The following is a 15,911-nucleotide window of genomic DNA, read 5'->3' as shown; positions in this document are numbered from 1 at the left end:
TGAATTTTTATATCAGGTGCATAGGTATGCGACTTTTCCGATCTGCATTATTAATGCTGGCTGTGTTGTTTCCATTGAGTGGCTTCTGTTGTGATTATACTTACATCGGCTCTCCCTATACCGTGGATTATGGCAATATTATCGTTCAGCGCGATGTTCCCGTTGGCCAGGCGATAAGCAATGAGATATATGGCTCTTTAGCACATGCTTATACCTGCGTCACAACCGGCAATGAAGGGTCTAGCTCAGGAATGAAAAGCGCTATTTTACCCTATGTCGCGACGTACGGCGCGCGGCGCGTTTATCAAACCAATGTGCCTGGGGTGGGTATTTCTTTTGGCTTTTACATGAACTCCAAAGCAGGCGCGTCGACGTATAGCGGCACCGATTATATTGACCGCGGTAACGCTTCAATGTCCAGTTGGTCTTCAAACCCAGGCGAGCTGGTTATTCATGATTATCAGCCGGTTATACAATTCTGGAAGATTGGTGATATTACATCTGGCTCAGTAACGGGGCAACTGGCATCGTTTGTCGCCTTTACGATGCAATATCTTGGCGGAGAACAAGCTCCTGAGATCCCCGTCAATGCGGGGGCCGGATCTATTACCCAGGTGGCATGCGCGGTGACAACGTCGAATATGGTATTTGAACTGGGGGACGTTTTGGTCAGCGAGTTTGGTACTGCGGTGGGATCAACCCCCGCTAATGCGCAGAAAACGCAGAATCTCATTCTGGACTGTGATGCCGGAGCCAATATTAACGTCATGCTCTCCGGGGCACAAAATCCAGACGTCAGCGATAATACCGTGCTGGCGTTAACCGGTCAGGGAAGCGCAGGCGTCGCACAGGGGGTTGGCGTGCAGCTGGTTTATAACAATACCCCTCTCATCCTTGGCAATAATCTTGTTCTGAAGAGAACCAATGGCGGCCAGGAGATGTTTCCGTTAACCGCACGCTACTATCAGACCAATACAACGGTAACCACCGGCATCGCCAATGCCTCCGCAACGCTGAGTCTTACCTATCAATAAGGGCTGTTAAATGAAAATGAATAAACTCGTGTTGCTGATGGCATGCGCAATAGTATTGCCTGCGTTGTCGGCAGACAACGTCGATATCAAAGTCACAGGTCGTATTATCGCAGCGCCCTGCGTCTTTAACGGGGGGAGTGAAAATATGAATGTTGATCTTGGTAATATCCAGGCAACAAACATGTTCACCCCCGGGTCATCTTCCGATCCGGTTACCTTTAATCTCCTGTTTACCCGCTGTCCGCCGGGTACGCTAAGCGTGACAACCCGTTTTAGCGGAACGCCTGACCCGGAAGCGGGCATGAATTATTACCAAAACAGTGGCACGGCAACCCGTGTGGCCATTGCGATGTCTGATGCTACTACAGGTTTGTTGATGGGCAGCGGATCCAGCATCACGCAAAATATTGCCGCAGACAGAACGGCGACGATTCCGATGAGCGCCATGGTGACCTCAGTGGCGGGAAGGCCGACACCAGGTTCCATTCATGCCGTTGTCGTTTTGACAATGCAATACAACTGACGGGTCGCTGGCTATAGCGGGTCATAGGCACGTGAGTCGTCATCCCCTTCAGGAAGCTAACAGGGTAAAAAAGCTGCGTCTATTATTCCCCCAATGCAGCTGCGCTTAATAATTATGTTTCGGTATAGTAAATGGTTAACATTGTAATAAAAGAGTGGGATACCCTCTTCAGGCGTGGGCTGACCTTTTTTTTTAATGATTTCTTTTCTCAGCACAACACTAAAGTTAATTTCAGCTTTAACTTTACCTCAGAAAGCGTGAAGGTAGCGGACGTTATTGTGCTGGCATTATGCCCAGGAGAATATTTTATTTGCCGCCCTGAGCTGCGGAGTCGAAAAAAAAGCATTGTGATTGGTATTGTTGATGATGACATGCGTGTTTCAGCGCTACCCTCTTGCTTTCAGGATATTATCTTTCTCTCTCGCCGACATTCCGTGACGCAGTTACGTACAGCAATGCATACCGCCTGGCAGCGGCTGCAGCAGACAAATTATCGGCACTCAACCGGATCATGTTGTGATTGCCAGCTTACCAAACTGTCGCCACAGCAAATCCGCATCATGAGCTATTTAAATGAGGGGATGTCAGTCATGCAAATTGCCGAAGAACTGATGGTGAGTGAGAAAACGGTCTATACGCATAAATATATGGTGATGAGGAAATTTAACTTACATAGCGATTATGAGTTAATGCTCCTGCTCAATAAACTGACAATAAATAGCGACTGGCCCAAGGGCTTTATAAATGTAAATTAATGATAGCTGGCAAGTCACAGAAACAGACCGCCGGGCGTCTTCCCTGCGCCACTTACCATCGCCCCCGGGTCTAAAAGAAAGACCCGAGGGATCGTGGATAACCAGCGCTCAGGATATACAGGCGAATTAATCAAACTGATTCAGGATAAACGCCACACCCACCGTACAAAGGCGGTGATGTCCCTTTACGAGGGCACAAAAAATCATCTGTGCATCCCTCCCCGCGCTCACTGAACGGCAAAGACATCAGCCCATTAGAATTGATAACTATAGTTTACATTAGCAAACCATAAATATGGGTGGTTGTAGCTACCGCTATAGATAGCAGGCGACTGAACGTGAGACGATTGCATATGCAAGTAGGAGACGGCGACGCCAATATTACTCTGCGGTGTAATCTGGTACTGGGCACCTGTGGCAAAACGCCATTCATCACCCGTCGGTAAGGTCAGCGCTACGTCACTCTGCGAATTGTATACCGTGCTGTCAAAGGCAACACCAGCGTTGAGACGCCATTGTTCGATAGGACGGTACTGCACGCCTAATGCCGTATGCCAGGAATCCTTCAGACGGCTATTTTTTTCCAGTTCCTGCCCCACCACCGCAATTTGTGGGGCGCCAAACTGGCTCCAGTCCTGCCAACCGAGATCGCCCATCACCGACCATCGTTTATTGATATCATGCACCAGGCTCAGCATAATTTGCTGAGGCGCGCGTACCTGCGCTGAGACAGGAAGCTCGTACTCAACGTTGGCTAAATTCGGCAAGCGCGCCTTACCATCAATATCAAAATCGTATTCTGTCTTACTCGTCCATGCTATACCAAGCCGGGTCTGTTCCGTCAGTTGCATCAGCAAGCCAAGACGATACCCTAACGCCCAGTCGTGATCCTTCTGCGTTTCATCAGTATTATCGACGTTACGTGTTAATGACAGGAAGCCATAGTTGATGTTTACAGAGCCGCCCACAGACACTCTATCGCTTAATTTGTAAGCGATTGAAGGGCTGAGTGTCATCGCCACCATGGTGCTTTTCTTGATTAATCTGTCCCCAGCCCACTGACCAAAGTCAATCCCCAGGCCGTAGTTGCCGTAAATGCCGAGGCCAGCATAGAGATCATCATTGATTTTTTGCGCATAGAATGCGCTGGCATTAGGGAAGAAGCGCATAATATCCCCAGGGCTCTTACGTCCGGCGTCATCGTTAAGTGAATAAGATACATCACCGTCCATCGCCTGAACTCCCCCGGTAAACATATGGTCAGGCAAACGGGTCATCCCGGCCGGGTTGGTGACAATCGTTGATGCATCCTGAGCGCGAGCAGCCTGCCCTGCGCCTGCCAGTGCCGTATCTTCTGTGCCAATTTCGTAGAAGTAGAGTGCGCTCGCCTGCGTGGTCTGCGAAATAAGGAGCCCAAAACATACCAGTATCAATTTTTTTTTCATGCGCTATCTGCCAATTTATATTACAAAATGTCCCTCCCTATCAGGAAGGACGGAAATAAGTTACGCACTCACATTTTTACTGCCATCAGGAGGAACCGCCGGGGCTGAATACCAGTTTTCTTTGGCAACAGTGACTGAACCCTCGGGTTGCATAACATAATTCGGGGACATAATCTGTACGTTGAATTCGTTAAATACATCCTGAATATGGCTATAAAGTTCATTGCGAGCTGCGGCTAATGATTGCCCTGCTTTCAGTTGTACCTGTAATTCGTAGGCGATATACCAGTCCATCAAACTGAGCTGGCGTACCAGCGGTGGTTGAGCCGGATCGACTGAGCTTGCCCGTTTGGCGGCGAGCTCTAGCATGGCATGAACCTGTCGCCAGGGTGTGTCATAACCAATCGTCACGCTGATGGTCAGGTTGATGCCACCACCGTGAGCATGTGCGCTCAAATTGGTGATTTTTCCACTCACAACCACCGCATTAGGCACCGTGACCACGTAATTTTCTCGGGTAATGATCTTGGTGGCCAACATACCAATTTCACTCACCAGCCCTTCGTTATCGGCCACGCGTATGACATCGCCTTTGCGCAGCGCACGGGAATAAATCAGTACAAGACCGCTCATGGCGTGGTTCATCACTCCGGCGGACCCTAACGTCAACATCAGACCAAAGAAGACGCTGATCCCTTTAAACGCGAGCGAGTTAGCGCCAGGCAAAAAGGGGTACGCTGCTGACAGCGCAAACAGCCATACCACCACTGCGATCAGTTTACGAGTCGCCCCGACCGTTTCCGGATGAATGCCAGGAAGTTGCAAACGTCCTGCTGCCACCTGATTGAGAACCACTTTAAGCAGTTTCAAAATCACAGCGGTTAGCATAAAAATAATCAGCACGATCATCAGGCCCGGCAAGGCAGATACCACAGCAAGCGCTATGCCCTGAAAAGCGCGCACAGACCAATCGCCCAGTGAGGCGCCCCATACGCGTGTCCATGGGAACAGGCTTAATACCCAGCTCAGCCAGACATACAGTACTATGACGCCCAGCAAGATCATCAATGTGGCATAAAGTCGCGCTTCGATAGCACCGATAAAGCGTCGCCAGCTTTGGGGGATCCAGCTACGATTCTCAATGATACGTCGCCGAAATAGCTGTTTTACCCTGCGCCATGAGCGGTATGCACCGTACCAAAGCGCGACTAGCCCAAGCAGACCTCCAAGGGCTTTTATGGCGGAAAGCACCAACCAGCTGCGGTTATACTGGTCGCGCAGAGCGGTTCTCTGCGCCTCCATACGCGCCATAACCCGCTGCGCGGCCTGATCGAGCGTGAGGTCATCCCCTTCGTCAAGATCACCTTCGGTAAGCAGCATAACTGGCTTACCGTTCATCACGATGAGTTTTCCAGGCTGGTTATAACGGGTAACAGATACCAGTTTGAGAGGTTGGCGAACATCCTCCTCAGTGAAATTCCGCAGCGTATTTCTAATTCGCAATACCCGCTCTTCCGGCGTAGTAAGTCCAAATTTAGCCTGTAGCATGACTATCGGCTGATGAAAGATATATACCGTACGGGCACGCTCTTGCGGCGTCGCCTCCTGTCGTGGCTCTGCGGCATGCGAAATGAAACTTGTTATCGTGAACAAGCTCGCCAGCCAAATGAACAGAATTTGCTTCATTTCCACCCTCAACCCACGAAACATTGTTGTTATTGTTCTGAAAAGTTCTGAACTATTTCTCTTTAATAATTGAGCATAGACTAGCCGTTCGCTTCTGCAATACGCACCAGAAGATATTGTTCGTCTATCTTATATCTCTCCCCCGCCGACTAACGGATACAACCGACTATTTCGAAGTTAAAAGTGAGTTCACATCAATATTGCCCAAAGGATAACATTTTTCACCAGTAATGCATAATTCGTAGTCTATAAAATAATACGATTGGTTAATCGATTCAGCATGAATACACTAAACTTTTGCATGAGAATAAGTTAAAGGGATATTCGGATTTTCCTTCCATTTATTTGACACAACGATGAAAGTGATGCTTCGTAACTGACACGGGATGCCGCAGCGTCGCTAATTTATTAATAAACAACATTTACTTTTATATAGTCGCGCTTTTGAATTAATCTGGTATTCCGATGTGTGACAGAGAATTCACTATAACCGCTAGTAATATTTCATTGACGATACTTGATTTTTTCGTCAAACCTATTAATTTTATTACTAAAATTAATGTAAGCGTTTTTACCCGTCTATACTCAACTTGCCATCATAAAGACTGGAGTGTCCCTAATGCAAAAAAGTGTCCCTTTTAGAAGGACCGTGATTGCCAGCATGCTGACGTTAGCGGCTGGCGTGGTTTCCACAGTCCATGCAGCACCCGCAACGACCGCCGCAGAGAATGCCCCGAAACAAGATCCCGCTAAACCAAATATTGTGGTAATTTTTGGCGATGATATCGGCTACTGGAACCTGAGTACCTATAACCAGGGCATGATGGGATATAAAACCCCAAATATCGACAGTATTGCTGCCGAAGGCGCCAAGTTCACCTCTTATTACGCTGAGCAAAGCTCTACCGCAGGACGCTCATCGTTTATTACCGGCCAGATGCCTTTCCGCACCGGGATGAGTAAAGTCGGAATGCCGGGCGCTCCTCAGGGTCTGCAAAAAGAAGATCCAACCATTGCGAACATCCTTAAGCAGCTGGGCTACGCTACCGGTCAGTTTGGTAAAAACCACCTGGGCGATCGCGATGAATTCCTGCCGACCGCTCACGGCTTTGATGAATTCCTGGGTAACCTTTACCACCTGAATGCCGAAGAAGAGCCAGAAAACTCAGACTATCCGAAAGATCCTGCCTTCCGTAAGGAATTTGGTCCGCGCGGCGTAATTAAGAGTACCGCAGACGGCAAAATTGAAGATACGGGTCCATTAACGGTGAAGCGTATGGGCACCGTGGATGAAGAGACCCTGGCTGCGAATAATGACTTCATGGAGCGCCAGGTTAAGGCCAACAAACCGTTCTTTACCTGGTTCAATACCACCAGGATGCACAATAAAACCCACCTGAAAGATGCCAGCATTGGTGCAACGGGCCTTGGGACCTATGCCGATGGCATGGTGGAACACGATAAAATGATTGGCGAAGTGCTGAAGAAAATTAAAGATCTCGGCATTGAAGACAATACGATCGTCATTTATACCACTGACAACGGCCCCATGACCGCGACCTGGCCAGATGCCGGTATCACACCGTTCCGTGGCGAGAAGAATACGGGCTGGGAAGGCGGTTTCCGCGTCCCTGCGATGATCAAATGGCCAGGTCATATTAAACCAGGCACGCTAATTAATGATATTTTTGCCAGCTACGACTGGTTCCCTACCCTCATTGCCGCAGCGGGTAACCCTAATATCAAACAAGAGCTTTTAAAAGGTTATAAAACGCCATCTATTACTTATAAAGTTCATCTCGACGGCTATAACCAGCTCGACTTCCTGCAGGGCAAAGGCGAGGATCAGCGTAAAGAATTCTTCTACTGGAGCGATGACGGCGATCTGCTGGCTATGCGCTATGGACGCTGGAAAGCGCATTTCATGATTCAGGAGCATACCGGTCTTGATTTGTGGCGTTATCCGTTCACCAAACTGCGTGCGCCAATGATCTTTGATCTCGAAGTTGACCCGCTGGAGAAAGGCAGCGACGGTATGGGATACAACTCCTGGTTCTACGATCGTATGTTCCTGATGGGCGGCGCGCAGAAGTACGCCAAAGAAATGTTGGCCACCTTTAAGGAGTTCCCGCCACGTCAGAAGCCAGGTTCATTCACGATCTCTGATGCTTCGGCAATGCTGGAACAAGGCTCTAATATCAATAAATGATGAAAGCCTGCGGACAGACTGCCCCGGCAGTCTGTTCGTGCTTTGAAGAGCAGTCAATCTGCGCTTTGTTTGTTTTTCTGTTCAGGGGTCTGCTATATGAAGTACAGCACCACACTACCCGTTAAGGCGCTTCCGTCGGCGGAAAAATATGACGGCAAAGGGCCAGAATACAAGCGCCGCTTTCATGTCATGGCTAAACCAACCGGCTCAACCTGCAACCTCGATTGTTCCTACTGTTTTTACCTGCACAAAGAAGAGCTTCTGCATCAGGACAGACATACCGGAATGAGTGACGAGGTGCTGGAGAATTTCATTCGCCAGTATATTGACGGCCAGGACGGTGACCAGGTGGTATTTTCCTGGCAAGGCGGCGAACCCACGCTGATGGGGTTAGCGTTTTTCCAGAAGGTTGTGAAATTTCAGAAGCAGTACCAGAAGCCCGGACAGCGTGTCGAGAATGATTTACAAACCAATGGCGTGTTGTTAAACGATAAATGGGCTGAATTTCTAAAAGAACATCAATTTCTGGTGGGACTCTCGATTGATGGCCCACGAGAACTGCATGACCGCTATCGCGTGACCCGTAGCGGCAAACCGACATTTGACAAAGTGATGGCGGGCGTTGAGGCCCTGAAGCGTCACGGCGTCCCATTTAACGCGCTGGTAACGGTAAACCGGACCAACGCCCGCTTTCCGCTGGAAGTGTACCGCTTCGTCACCCGCGAACTGGGTGCGACCTATGTACAGTTTAATCCCTGCGTCGAACCTGTTGATTTCAAACAAACCGCGCCGCAATTCTGGCAGGATGACGCCATCCCGCTCACCGGTAGCCGCCGCGCGCGTCCCGGCGACCTCGACTCCATTGTTACCGACTGGTCGGTTGACCCGGAAGACTGGGGCACGTTTCTGATTGCCGTTTTTGAAGAGTGGGTGAATAACGACCTGGGCCGCGTGCAGGTCAATCTGTTTGAAACGGCGGTCGCCCAGACAATGGGAATGCCGGCGCAAATTTGCACCCACTCAGAATTCTGCGGAAAAGGGCTGGCGATTGAGAAAAACGGCGATATTTATTCCTGTGATCACTATGTCTACCCGGAATATCAGATCGGCAACATTGAGCATGCTCAGCTTTCGCATCTGGCTTTCTCCGAACGGCAGAAAGCGTTTGGCATGGGCAAGCGCGACACGCTGCCCAACTACTGTAAAGCCTGCCCTTATCTGAAGCTGTGCTGGGGCGAATGCCCGAAAAACCGCCTGGTGCGCGCACCGGACGGCGAGTTGGGACTGAATTATCTTTGCCCGGGCATTAAGGCCTTTTTCAACTATGCCGAGCCGATCCTGGTGGGCATCGCCACTTTAATTAAACGTGATTTTGCAGGGCTACGCCGATGATAAATCGAGAGAAGTTATTGCAGCTTGAGCAACGCATGAACGAACAGGTTCTCGGTCAGGAAGAACTGGTGCGCATGTTGATAGTCGCCCTGTTGTGCGACGGACACGTGTTGCTTGAAGGTTTACCGGGCCTGGCGAAAACGCGCGCGGTACGCGAACTTGCCCGCCACGTTGAGGGGGATTACCGTCGTATTCAGTTCACGCCTGATCTTCTGCCCTCAGATATCACCGGCAGCGAAATTTATCAGCAAAACGCCACCCGTGAAGAGGATCAGTTCCGCTTCCGTCCCGGCCCGGTGTTCGGCAATATCATCCTCGCCGATGAAATCAACCGCGCCTCGGCCCGCGTGCAGTCCGCGCTGCTCGAAGCCATGGAAGAACGTCACGTCACCGTGGCGGGCAAAAGCTGGCCTTTACCCGGTGTTTTTATGGTTCTGGCCACGCAAAACCCAGTGGATCAGGAAGGTACCTGGCCTCTGCCGGAAGCCCAGCTGGACCGTTTTTTGATGAAGGTACTGGTGCACTATCCGTCAAAAGACAATGAACAGAAAGTGATGCAACTGGTGCGCGCCGAGCAGCAGAAAAAGTATCAACAACTGACGAGTACCGCATCAGCACAGCCAGAACAGACCGATACGCTCATGCTGAGTCAGCAGGAAATCGCTGAATGCTGGCAGGCGATTTCCGCTATTCACGTCTCCCCGACCGTCGAAAATTATATCGTCAACCTGGTAGACTTAAGTCGTCATCCACAGTCGGTGAGCGATACGCTGGCCGGTTATCTGACGTTTGGCATCAGTCCTCGCGGCACGCTGGCCCTGGAGCGCTGCGGGCGAGCGCAGGCCTGGCTGGAAGGCCGGGACGCGGTGCTGCCCGAAGACATTAAAAAGATCGCCCCAGCGGTATTACGTCATCGTCTGATGCTCAGCTACCAGGCCAGCGCGGATAACTGCACACCGGACGATGCCGTGCGGATGCTGCTTGATGCCGTGGTGGCATAATGAGTAGCGCCGTTCGCATTGACCGGGAAACGCTGCTGAAGCTCGCCGCAGAGGCGCGAGCCATCGCCAATCCGCCAGGGCAGATCCCGCCTGGCGCGCTTGGGGGTGAACGTACATCACGCCAGCAGGGCCGCGGGCTGAACTTTGACAGCCTGCGTCGTTATCAGCCCGGCGACGACGTCCGGCTGATTGACTGGCAGGCTACTGCCCGCATGCGTACGCCGTGGATCCGACTTTATAACGAAGAAAAAGAGCGCCCCGTCTTTCTGCTGGTTGATCAACGACGGGATATGTTTTTTTCCACGCGCGTTCAGACAAAATCCGTCGCGGCAGCGAAAACTGCCGGATTGCTGGCGTGGCGCAGCTGGCACGACGGCGATCGTTTAGGCGGCATTGTCTTTGGCGATCGGGACTTTTCTCTGCGTAAATGCCGCGCGCCAAACGGTACGCTTCCCGCATTTCTCGACGATATTGTGCAGTACAACCACGCCGTGGCGGATAATTATCCGCGGGAAACGCCTGACCCACTTTCGCTGGCCGCCATTCTGCGCCACTCTCTGCCGTTAATTCCAACCGGCTGCTGGGTCGCGTTAATCAGCGACTTTCACGATCTGGATAACGAGTGCGATGCGCTGCTGGCAGCCCTGCGCCGTCGAGGGGAAGTGAGTGCATTCGTGATCCTCGACGATCTGCATTTGCGCCTGCCTGCACACGGGCGGCTGGCCGCTCGGTATGAAGGGCAAGAGGCGGCATTTTCGCTCTCGCCTGCGCTACAGGACGGCATCAAACAAAGCATCACGGCGCGACTCTCAGCCCAGGCGTCTCGTCTCACGCGACTTGGCGTGCAGGTGAAGCAGATTGTCGTCGCCGGAGATCTACTCAGACAGCTTCAAAAAGAGGTATAGATGCTGGAGAAAGGATTTACGGTACCCGAACTGGCGGAACCGGTTCTTCCCGATTCACCGTCATGGTTTCCCCTACCGCCGGGATGGTTTGTACTGGGCGGTATCCTGCTCGCCCTGTTGCTCATTTATCTCATCATCCGCATCGCCAGATGGCGGCGAAACCTGTGGCGTCGCCAGGCGCTGGCGGCTCTCGCTCAACCGCAAACGGTAGACAGCTGGCTGCTGCTGATGAAACGTATTTTGCTGGTGCATCAGCCGCGGGAGCAAGTGAGCGGCGCGCTGGATCCTGCCCAATGGTTGCAAAACGTCCCGCTGGATGACGCGTTACGCCAGCAGCTGTGCGAACGCTACTGTCAGCCAGAGAACCAGCTCAGTGATGGCGATACCGAACGGCTGCGTATGCAGCTTCGCTCCTGGCTTGAAGGATTACCCCATGTCTGACTTCTTCTCACGTCTGGCGTTCGCCTGGCCGTGGGCCTGGCTGCTACTGATCCTGCCGCTGGCAAGTCGCTTTGTGATGGCCAAAGAGCGCTCGTTGAAAGAGTATGTCCGGGTTCCTTTTTTGCCTGGGCTGATTAACGAACTCCAGCTTAACAACCAACCTGCACATGGCGGGAAGCTATCCACCTGGCTGTTCTGGCTGGTATGGTCGCTGTTGGTCTGCGCCCTCGCCCGCCCGGAATTGCTTGCCCCGCCGCAGCATACTGAAAAACCGATGCGCGATATTATGCTGATTCTTGATGTTTCCGGCTCTATGGAGAAAAACGACGTCACGGGCGGTATCACCCGTCTGCAGGCGGTACAGAGCTCCGTTAAAAAATTCGTAGCGGCTCGTAAATCCGATCGTATCGGGCTGGTGATTTTTGCCAACAGCGCCTGGCCTTTCGCGCCCGTCAGTGAGGATAAACAGGCGCTGGAAACCCGTATCAATCAGCTTGCGCCTGGCATGGCGGGACAACAGACGGCGATTGGCGACGCGCTGGGCGTCACGGTGAAACTGCTGGATTCCAGCGGCGATACTGACGCCAGTAAATTAGCCATCCTTTTGACCGATGGTAACGACACCGCGTCACAACTGACCCCTCGCCTCGCCGCACAGCTGGCGGCCCGTCATCACGTACAGGTTCACACCATCGCCTTTGGCGACGTGAACAGCGGCGGCGATGACAAAGTGGATGTCGCTCTTTTACAGGATATAGCTCGCACCACCGGCGGGCGCGCCTGGACGGCAGAGAATAGCGGGGCTTCGCTGGATGCGGTCTGGCAAGAAATTGACGCGATTACGCCAGTGCAGGTAAAAAGCATCGGCTGGTCGTGGCGTATACCGCTTTTTGCCTGGCCGCTTGCCGCCGCACTGCTTCTGTTGCTGACCTTTAATCTGTATCGCGCGTTCAGGGAGAGAGCGGCATGAGTGATTTTCACTTTTTATACCCCTGGCGTTTGCTGCTGCTGATCCCGGCCATCGCGCTGTGGTGGTTACCCTCCGCCGGGCATAGCGCCTGGTCGCGCATCATGGACAAGCCGCTGGCGAAAGCGCTGATCGTCGGGCGGCAGCGCAAGCTCACCCGCGTACTGCCATGGCTGGCGATGCTTGGCCTCATCGCGCTGGCTGGCCCAAGCTGGCAGCGTCAGCTTCCCGCCGCGCTGACGACGGAAAGTAACGTGATGGTGATTTTGCAACAGGATACCGCCATGTTTGCCAGCGATCTGCCTCCCAGCCGCCATCAGAGGATGCAGACCAAAATCCTGTCCCTCATGGAGCGCATGCCGGGTACCCGATTTGGCCTGGTGGTGTATAACTCCGGTGCCTGGCTAACCACCCCGCTCACTGTCGATACGGCGTTTTATTCGCTATTCCTGCATGCGCAAACCCCCGCGTTATTACCGTCTGGCGAGGGTTCCGGACTTCAGCATGCCATCTCACTGGCCATGCATAATATGCCCACCGCCCCGCGCAGCATTATTCTGGTGGCGGATACCCTTAGTGCGGATGACGCCAGATGGCTAGGCACACAAAAGACACCGCTGCAGATCTGGGTGCCGGGAACCGCTCAGGGGGGCGCGCTGCCTGAAAAATATGCCGCCAGTGAAACCGATACGCGACTGAATGTTAAACGCTTCGAGCAGGTGCGAGACGAGGGGATCCCCGTCACGCTGGTGACCACCGATGATGACGATCTGCCCGTGATACAGAGCCATATTCAACAAAGTGTCACCGCACAGAACAATGCCCGGAGTGATTTACACTGGCGTAACGATGGCTGGATGCTGGCGATACCTATGCTCGTCATGCTGTTTATCTGGCGACGCCAGCTCTTTTGCTGGATTTTAATCGCGCCGCTGCTGCTCTGGCAGCCATCCGGCCATGCCGCCTGGCTGGATGCCTGGATAAGCCCCGATGTGCAGGGTCAGCGTGCTTTTGCCGAGGGGGATTATGCCCGCGCGGCCCAGCATTATAGCGACCCGCTCCGGCAAGGTATTGCATGGTATCGGGCGGGCAATTACCCCGCCGCTACCGCCGCGTTCCGCCAGGCGCAACAAACCCCGGAAACCCTGCTCTGGACAGGCAATAGTTATGCCCAGCAAAAACAGTGGCAGCAGGCGCTAAACAGCTATGACCGGGCGTTAAGTCTGCGCCCGGACTGGAAGCTGGCCCAGGGGAACCGCGCCAAAATCGCCGCGATCATCATGCAACTGCGGCAAAAAGAACGCGAGAAAAAGTCGGCGCAAGGTGAAGAAGCCGATTACAAACCTGATGAAATTAAGCATGATTTGAAACCCGACGATGGCGTTGAACAAAAGGACATTCAGCCCATTGCTGGAGGGAATCCGCAGGTGAATCAGTGGTACGAAAATCTGACCGTTTCGCCTTCGGGGCTGCTGGAAAGTCTCTACCGGACTCAGTCAGGAGAAGGCCAATGAAACTTATCTGGTTAATTCTGGTGGCGGCGCTTCCCTGTCAGGCAGCCATGACGGTCACGCGCGAGCTGGTTGCTCCAGAACACGTTGTCCCAGGCCAACCGGTGCGCGTGGCGGTGACGTTCTGGACGGATTCATGGTTTAATCCGCCGCCGCAGTGGCCCGGTTTCCCGGTCGAAAATGGCGATATCTCGAGCAAAGCCGAACCCAATCAGCTTCTGACCCGTCACGCCGAGGGAACCAGCTGGAGCGGCGTGCGCATGGAACGCCAGCTCACTGCCTGGGATGCAGGTAAGCTGCGTTTACCGGCTTTTGAAATGACGTTAACCGCCTCCGGACAGGCGCCCGTGACGGTCAAACTACCGGCGCTGGAAACGCAGGTTAACTGGCCGCAAGGAATTGAACAGCCAGACCGTTTCCTGCCCGCTTCAGGTCTCTCGCTCAGCCAGAAGGTCAATATTTACCGTAGTGGTAAAGATAAAACGCTGCGTGCCGGCGACGTTATTGAACGCGTCGTCACCGTCCGAGCCACGGAGGTGATGCCCGCCCAAATCCCACCGCTGCTCTATGCCATCAGCGGCACCCATACCCAGCGTCTGCCGCCTGAAAATCGTCTGCTGACTTCGGGCCGGGGGGATCTTGAAGGCGCGGAACGCGTGGAAACGCTCCGCTATTTGCCTGTTGTTGCGGGGGAAGTCACGCTGCCGCCGATCAAATTGCGGTGGTGGGATACAACCCATCAGCAGTGGCAAACCGCTGAACTCCCCGGCAGCACCTACCGGATTGCCGCTTCGCGCTCGGCCGGTGCGGAATCTTCGTTAAAGGGCGATCGTGGCACGTTGACCCGGCAGAATGCGTTAATGCTCGCAGGCGGCCTCGCGTTACTCATGCTGATGTTTATTTTCCGCCGCACTTTGCTGCGTAGCGCGCGTTACTTATCTCACCGTTGGCGCCGATTCTGGCAGCCACTTTCGCTACCGGGACAGACCCCGGATAACAGGAGTTCACGATGAAGCGTACGTTAATCGCTCTGACTTTATTCGCCCTCTGCGGCAACGCAGTGGCAGATCCACTCTCAGCATGGAACGATACGGCAGCCAAGCGCGCCATTGAAGAATGGGTGCAAGGTGCCACCAACCCAGACCGCTCAACGTTTATTCCGGCCGAAAAACGCTACGTCGTATTTGATAATGATGGCACCCTGTGGCCAGAAGCGCCGCTGACGTTTCAGATCCGGTTCGTGCTGGATGAGATCAAACGTCTGGCCCCGCAACACCAGGAGTGGTCTAGCGACGCGTTGGTGCAGGCCGTGTTGAAAGACGATATCAAAACTGTCGCCGCTTCCGGCGAAAAAGGGCTTATTCATCTTTTATCGCTGACGCACAGCGGCATGACGACAGATGACTTTAATCAGCGCGTTGCTAACTGGGTTTCATCGCATAAGGACCCGCGTTTTGGCTGCCAGTACGATCGGATGGGATATCAGCCGATGCGTCAGCTACTGGAATATCTGCGGGCCAACGGTTTCAAAACCTGGATTGTCTCCGGCGGCGGTATCGATTTTATGCGCGTACTGTCGCAAAAAATGTACGGCATTCCACCTGAACAAGTGATCGGGTCGTTTTCGCTTGGCGAATTCGCGTTATCTGATGAAGGGACAAAAATTACCAAGACAATGTCGGGGGCCTTCAATGACGATGCAGCCAATAAACCCGTGGCGATCCACCTTTTCATGGGCCAGCGCCCTGTCGCGGCATTTGGCAATAGCGATGGCGATCTCGCCATGCTGCAGTACACCGCCGCCAATCCTGACGTCAAACCCTTTGGCCTTCTGGTGCATCATACGGATTCCGTGCGTGAATATGCCTATGATAGTCATCCTCCAGCCAGCGGAAAGCTGATTGATGGATTAACGCAGGCAAAAGCGCATGGCTGGACCGTCGTTGATATGAAGCAAGACTGGAAAACGGTGTTTGATCCGGCACAGTGTGTGACCCAGCCGGGATCGTAGAGCCTGTACCTCAAGATAGCTGAGCAAAGCG

14 protein-coding genes are annotated in these 15,911 nt (G+C 53.0%); 12 read left to right on the top strand and 2 right to left on the bottom strand.

All coding sequences use genetic code 11. The features are described from left to right. The first annotated feature begins 26 nt into the window (after nucleotides 1–26). The 3 genes from ACLH1U_RS04185 to ACLH1U_RS04175 all read left to right on the top strand — a co-directional run bounded on the left by ACLH1U_RS04185 (nucleotide 27) and on the right by ACLH1U_RS04175 (nucleotide 2,312). Complete coding sequence (locus ACLH1U_RS04185) at nucleotides 27–1,034, top strand: fimbrial protein (RefSeq protein WP_060590615.1); 1,008 nt, start codon at nucleotides 27–29, stop codon at nucleotides 1,032–1,034. A 10-nt stretch (nucleotides 1,035–1,044) separates the two neighbouring features. Then, nucleotides 1,045–1,557, top strand: coding sequence for a fimbrial protein (locus ACLH1U_RS04180; RefSeq protein WP_101976390.1), 513 nt, complete (start codon nucleotides 1,045–1,047; stop codon nucleotides 1,555–1,557). A 131-nt stretch (nucleotides 1,558–1,688) separates the two neighbouring features. Further along, nucleotides 1,689–2,312, top strand: a complete 624-nt coding sequence (locus ACLH1U_RS04175) for a helix-turn-helix transcriptional regulator (protein WP_411299083.1) — start codon at nucleotides 1,689–1,691, stop codon at nucleotides 2,310–2,312. Between the two features lie 254 nt (nucleotides 2,313–2,566). On the opposite strand, the gene ACLH1U_RS04170 is transcribed toward ACLH1U_RS04175, so the two are convergent. Both ACLH1U_RS04170 and ACLH1U_RS04165 read right to left on the bottom strand, forming a co-directional pair. Further along, a complete protein-coding gene (locus ACLH1U_RS04170; RefSeq protein WP_275256707.1) occupies nucleotides 2,567–3,757 on the bottom strand; it encodes an OmpP1/FadL family transporter in 1,191 nt (396 codons plus the stop codon). 60 nt (nucleotides 3,758–3,817) lie between these two features. After that, nucleotides 3,818–5,443, bottom strand: coding sequence for a mechanosensitive ion channel family protein (locus tag ACLH1U_RS04165; protein ID WP_411299082.1), 1,626 nt, complete (start codon nucleotides 5,441–5,443; stop codon nucleotides 3,818–3,820). Nucleotides 5,444–6,062: 619 nt separating this feature from the next. On the opposite strand from ACLH1U_RS04165, the gene ACLH1U_RS04160 reads away from it, so the two are divergent. The 9 genes from ACLH1U_RS04160 (at nucleotide 6,063) to ACLH1U_RS04120 (ending at nucleotide 15,880) form a co-directional block, all read left to right on the top strand. After that, nucleotides 6,063–7,652 carry an arylsulfatase gene (locus ACLH1U_RS04160; protein WP_049014088.1) on the top strand — a complete coding sequence of 530 codons (1,590 nt, stop codon included), beginning with the start codon at nucleotides 6,063–6,065 and terminating at the stop codon, nucleotides 7,650–7,652. Nucleotides 7,653–7,748: 96 nt separating this feature from the next. After that, nucleotides 7,749–9,044: an anaerobic sulfatase maturase gene (locus tag ACLH1U_RS04155; protein WP_032452881.1), complete on the top strand. Its 1,296-nt coding sequence runs from the start codon at nucleotides 7,749–7,751 to the stop codon at nucleotides 9,042–9,044. Continuing rightward, nucleotides 9,041–10,045 carry an AAA family ATPase gene (locus ACLH1U_RS04150; RefSeq protein WP_049014087.1) on the top strand — a complete coding sequence of 335 codons (1,005 nt, stop codon included), beginning with the start codon at nucleotides 9,041–9,043 and terminating at the stop codon, nucleotides 10,043–10,045. The genes ACLH1U_RS04155 and ACLH1U_RS04150 overlap by 4 nt, the downstream gene beginning before the upstream one ends. After that, nucleotides 10,045–10,950, top strand: coding sequence for a DUF58 domain-containing protein (locus ACLH1U_RS04145; RefSeq protein ID WP_072420175.1), 906 nt, complete (start codon nucleotides 10,045–10,047; stop codon nucleotides 10,948–10,950). Before ACLH1U_RS04150 ends, ACLH1U_RS04145 begins: the two co-directional genes overlap by 1 nt. Then, nucleotides 10,951–11,391: a DUF4381 domain-containing protein gene (locus ACLH1U_RS04140; RefSeq protein ID WP_032452884.1), complete on the top strand. Its 441-nt coding sequence runs from the start codon at nucleotides 10,951–10,953 to the stop codon at nucleotides 11,389–11,391. Beyond that, on the top strand, nucleotides 11,384–12,361 hold the full coding sequence (locus ACLH1U_RS04135) for a VWA domain-containing protein (protein WP_032452885.1): 978 nt from the start codon (nucleotides 11,384–11,386) through the stop codon (nucleotides 12,359–12,361). The genes ACLH1U_RS04140 and ACLH1U_RS04135 overlap by 8 nt, the downstream gene beginning before the upstream one ends. Further along, nucleotides 12,358–13,872, top strand: coding sequence for a tetratricopeptide repeat protein (locus ACLH1U_RS04130; RefSeq protein ID WP_023289723.1), 1,515 nt, complete (start codon nucleotides 12,358–12,360; stop codon nucleotides 13,870–13,872). Before ACLH1U_RS04135 ends, ACLH1U_RS04130 begins: the two co-directional genes overlap by 4 nt. Further along, nucleotides 13,869–14,882: a BatD family protein gene (locus tag ACLH1U_RS04125; protein ID WP_072420173.1), complete on the top strand. Its 1,014-nt coding sequence runs from the start codon at nucleotides 13,869–13,871 to the stop codon at nucleotides 14,880–14,882. The genes ACLH1U_RS04130 and ACLH1U_RS04125 overlap by 4 nt, the downstream gene beginning before the upstream one ends. Next, nucleotides 14,879–15,880, top strand: coding sequence for an HAD family hydrolase (locus tag ACLH1U_RS04120; protein WP_102002565.1), 1,002 nt, complete (start codon nucleotides 14,879–14,881; stop codon nucleotides 15,878–15,880). Before ACLH1U_RS04125 ends, ACLH1U_RS04120 begins: the two co-directional genes overlap by 4 nt. Nucleotides 15,881–15,911 lie beyond the last annotated feature (31 nt).

Origin of the sequence: Klebsiella sp. 1SOBk5mer (assembly GCF_046603115.1) — a bacterium.
Lineage (GTDB): Bacteria > Pseudomonadota > Gammaproteobacteria > Enterobacterales > Enterobacteriaceae > Klebsiella > Klebsiella quasipneumoniae.
This window is presented reverse-complemented; position numbering and strand designations above follow the sequence as displayed.

What these genes read in the sequence shown, in the direction of transcription:
- ACLH1U_RS04175 (WP_411299083.1), top strand. Translation starts at nt 1,689, where the DNA reads ATGGTTAACATTGTAATAAAAGAGTGGGATACCCTCTTCAGGCGTGGG.
- ACLH1U_RS04125 (WP_072420173.1), top strand. Translation starts at nt 13,869, where the DNA reads ATGAAACTTATCTGGTTAATTCTGGTGGCGGCGCTTCCCTGTCAGGCA.
- ACLH1U_RS04180 (WP_101976390.1), top strand. Translation starts at nt 1,045, where the DNA reads ATGAAAATGAATAAACTCGTGTTGCTGATGGCATGCGCAATAGTATTG.
- ACLH1U_RS04170 (WP_275256707.1), bottom strand. Translation starts at nt 3,757, where the DNA reads ATGAAAAAAAAATTGATACTGGTATGTTTTGGGCTCCTTATTTCGCAG.
- ACLH1U_RS04135 (WP_032452885.1), top strand. Translation starts at nt 11,384, where the DNA reads ATGTCTGACTTCTTCTCACGTCTGGCGTTCGCCTGGCCGTGGGCCTGG.
- ACLH1U_RS04155 (WP_032452881.1), top strand. Translation starts at nt 7,749, where the DNA reads ATGAAGTACAGCACCACACTACCCGTTAAGGCGCTTCCGTCGGCGGAA.
- ACLH1U_RS04165 (WP_411299082.1), bottom strand. Translation starts at nt 5,443, where the DNA reads ATGAAGCAAATTCTGTTCATTTGGCTGGCGAGCTTGTTCACGATAACA.
- ACLH1U_RS04120 (WP_102002565.1), top strand. Translation starts at nt 14,879, where the DNA reads ATGAAGCGTACGTTAATCGCTCTGACTTTATTCGCCCTCTGCGGCAAC.
- ACLH1U_RS04145 (WP_072420175.1), top strand. Translation starts at nt 10,045, where the DNA reads ATGAGTAGCGCCGTTCGCATTGACCGGGAAACGCTGCTGAAGCTCGCC.
- ACLH1U_RS04150 (WP_049014087.1), top strand. Translation starts at nt 9,041, where the DNA reads ATGATAAATCGAGAGAAGTTATTGCAGCTTGAGCAACGCATGAACGAA.
- ACLH1U_RS04130 (WP_023289723.1), top strand. Translation starts at nt 12,358, where the DNA reads ATGAGTGATTTTCACTTTTTATACCCCTGGCGTTTGCTGCTGCTGATC.
- ACLH1U_RS04160 (WP_049014088.1), top strand. Translation starts at nt 6,063, where the DNA reads ATGCAAAAAAGTGTCCCTTTTAGAAGGACCGTGATTGCCAGCATGCTG.
- ACLH1U_RS04140 (WP_032452884.1), top strand. Translation starts at nt 10,951, where the DNA reads ATGCTGGAGAAAGGATTTACGGTACCCGAACTGGCGGAACCGGTTCTT.
- ACLH1U_RS04185 (WP_060590615.1), top strand. Translation starts at nt 27, where the DNA reads ATGCGACTTTTCCGATCTGCATTATTAATGCTGGCTGTGTTGTTTCCA.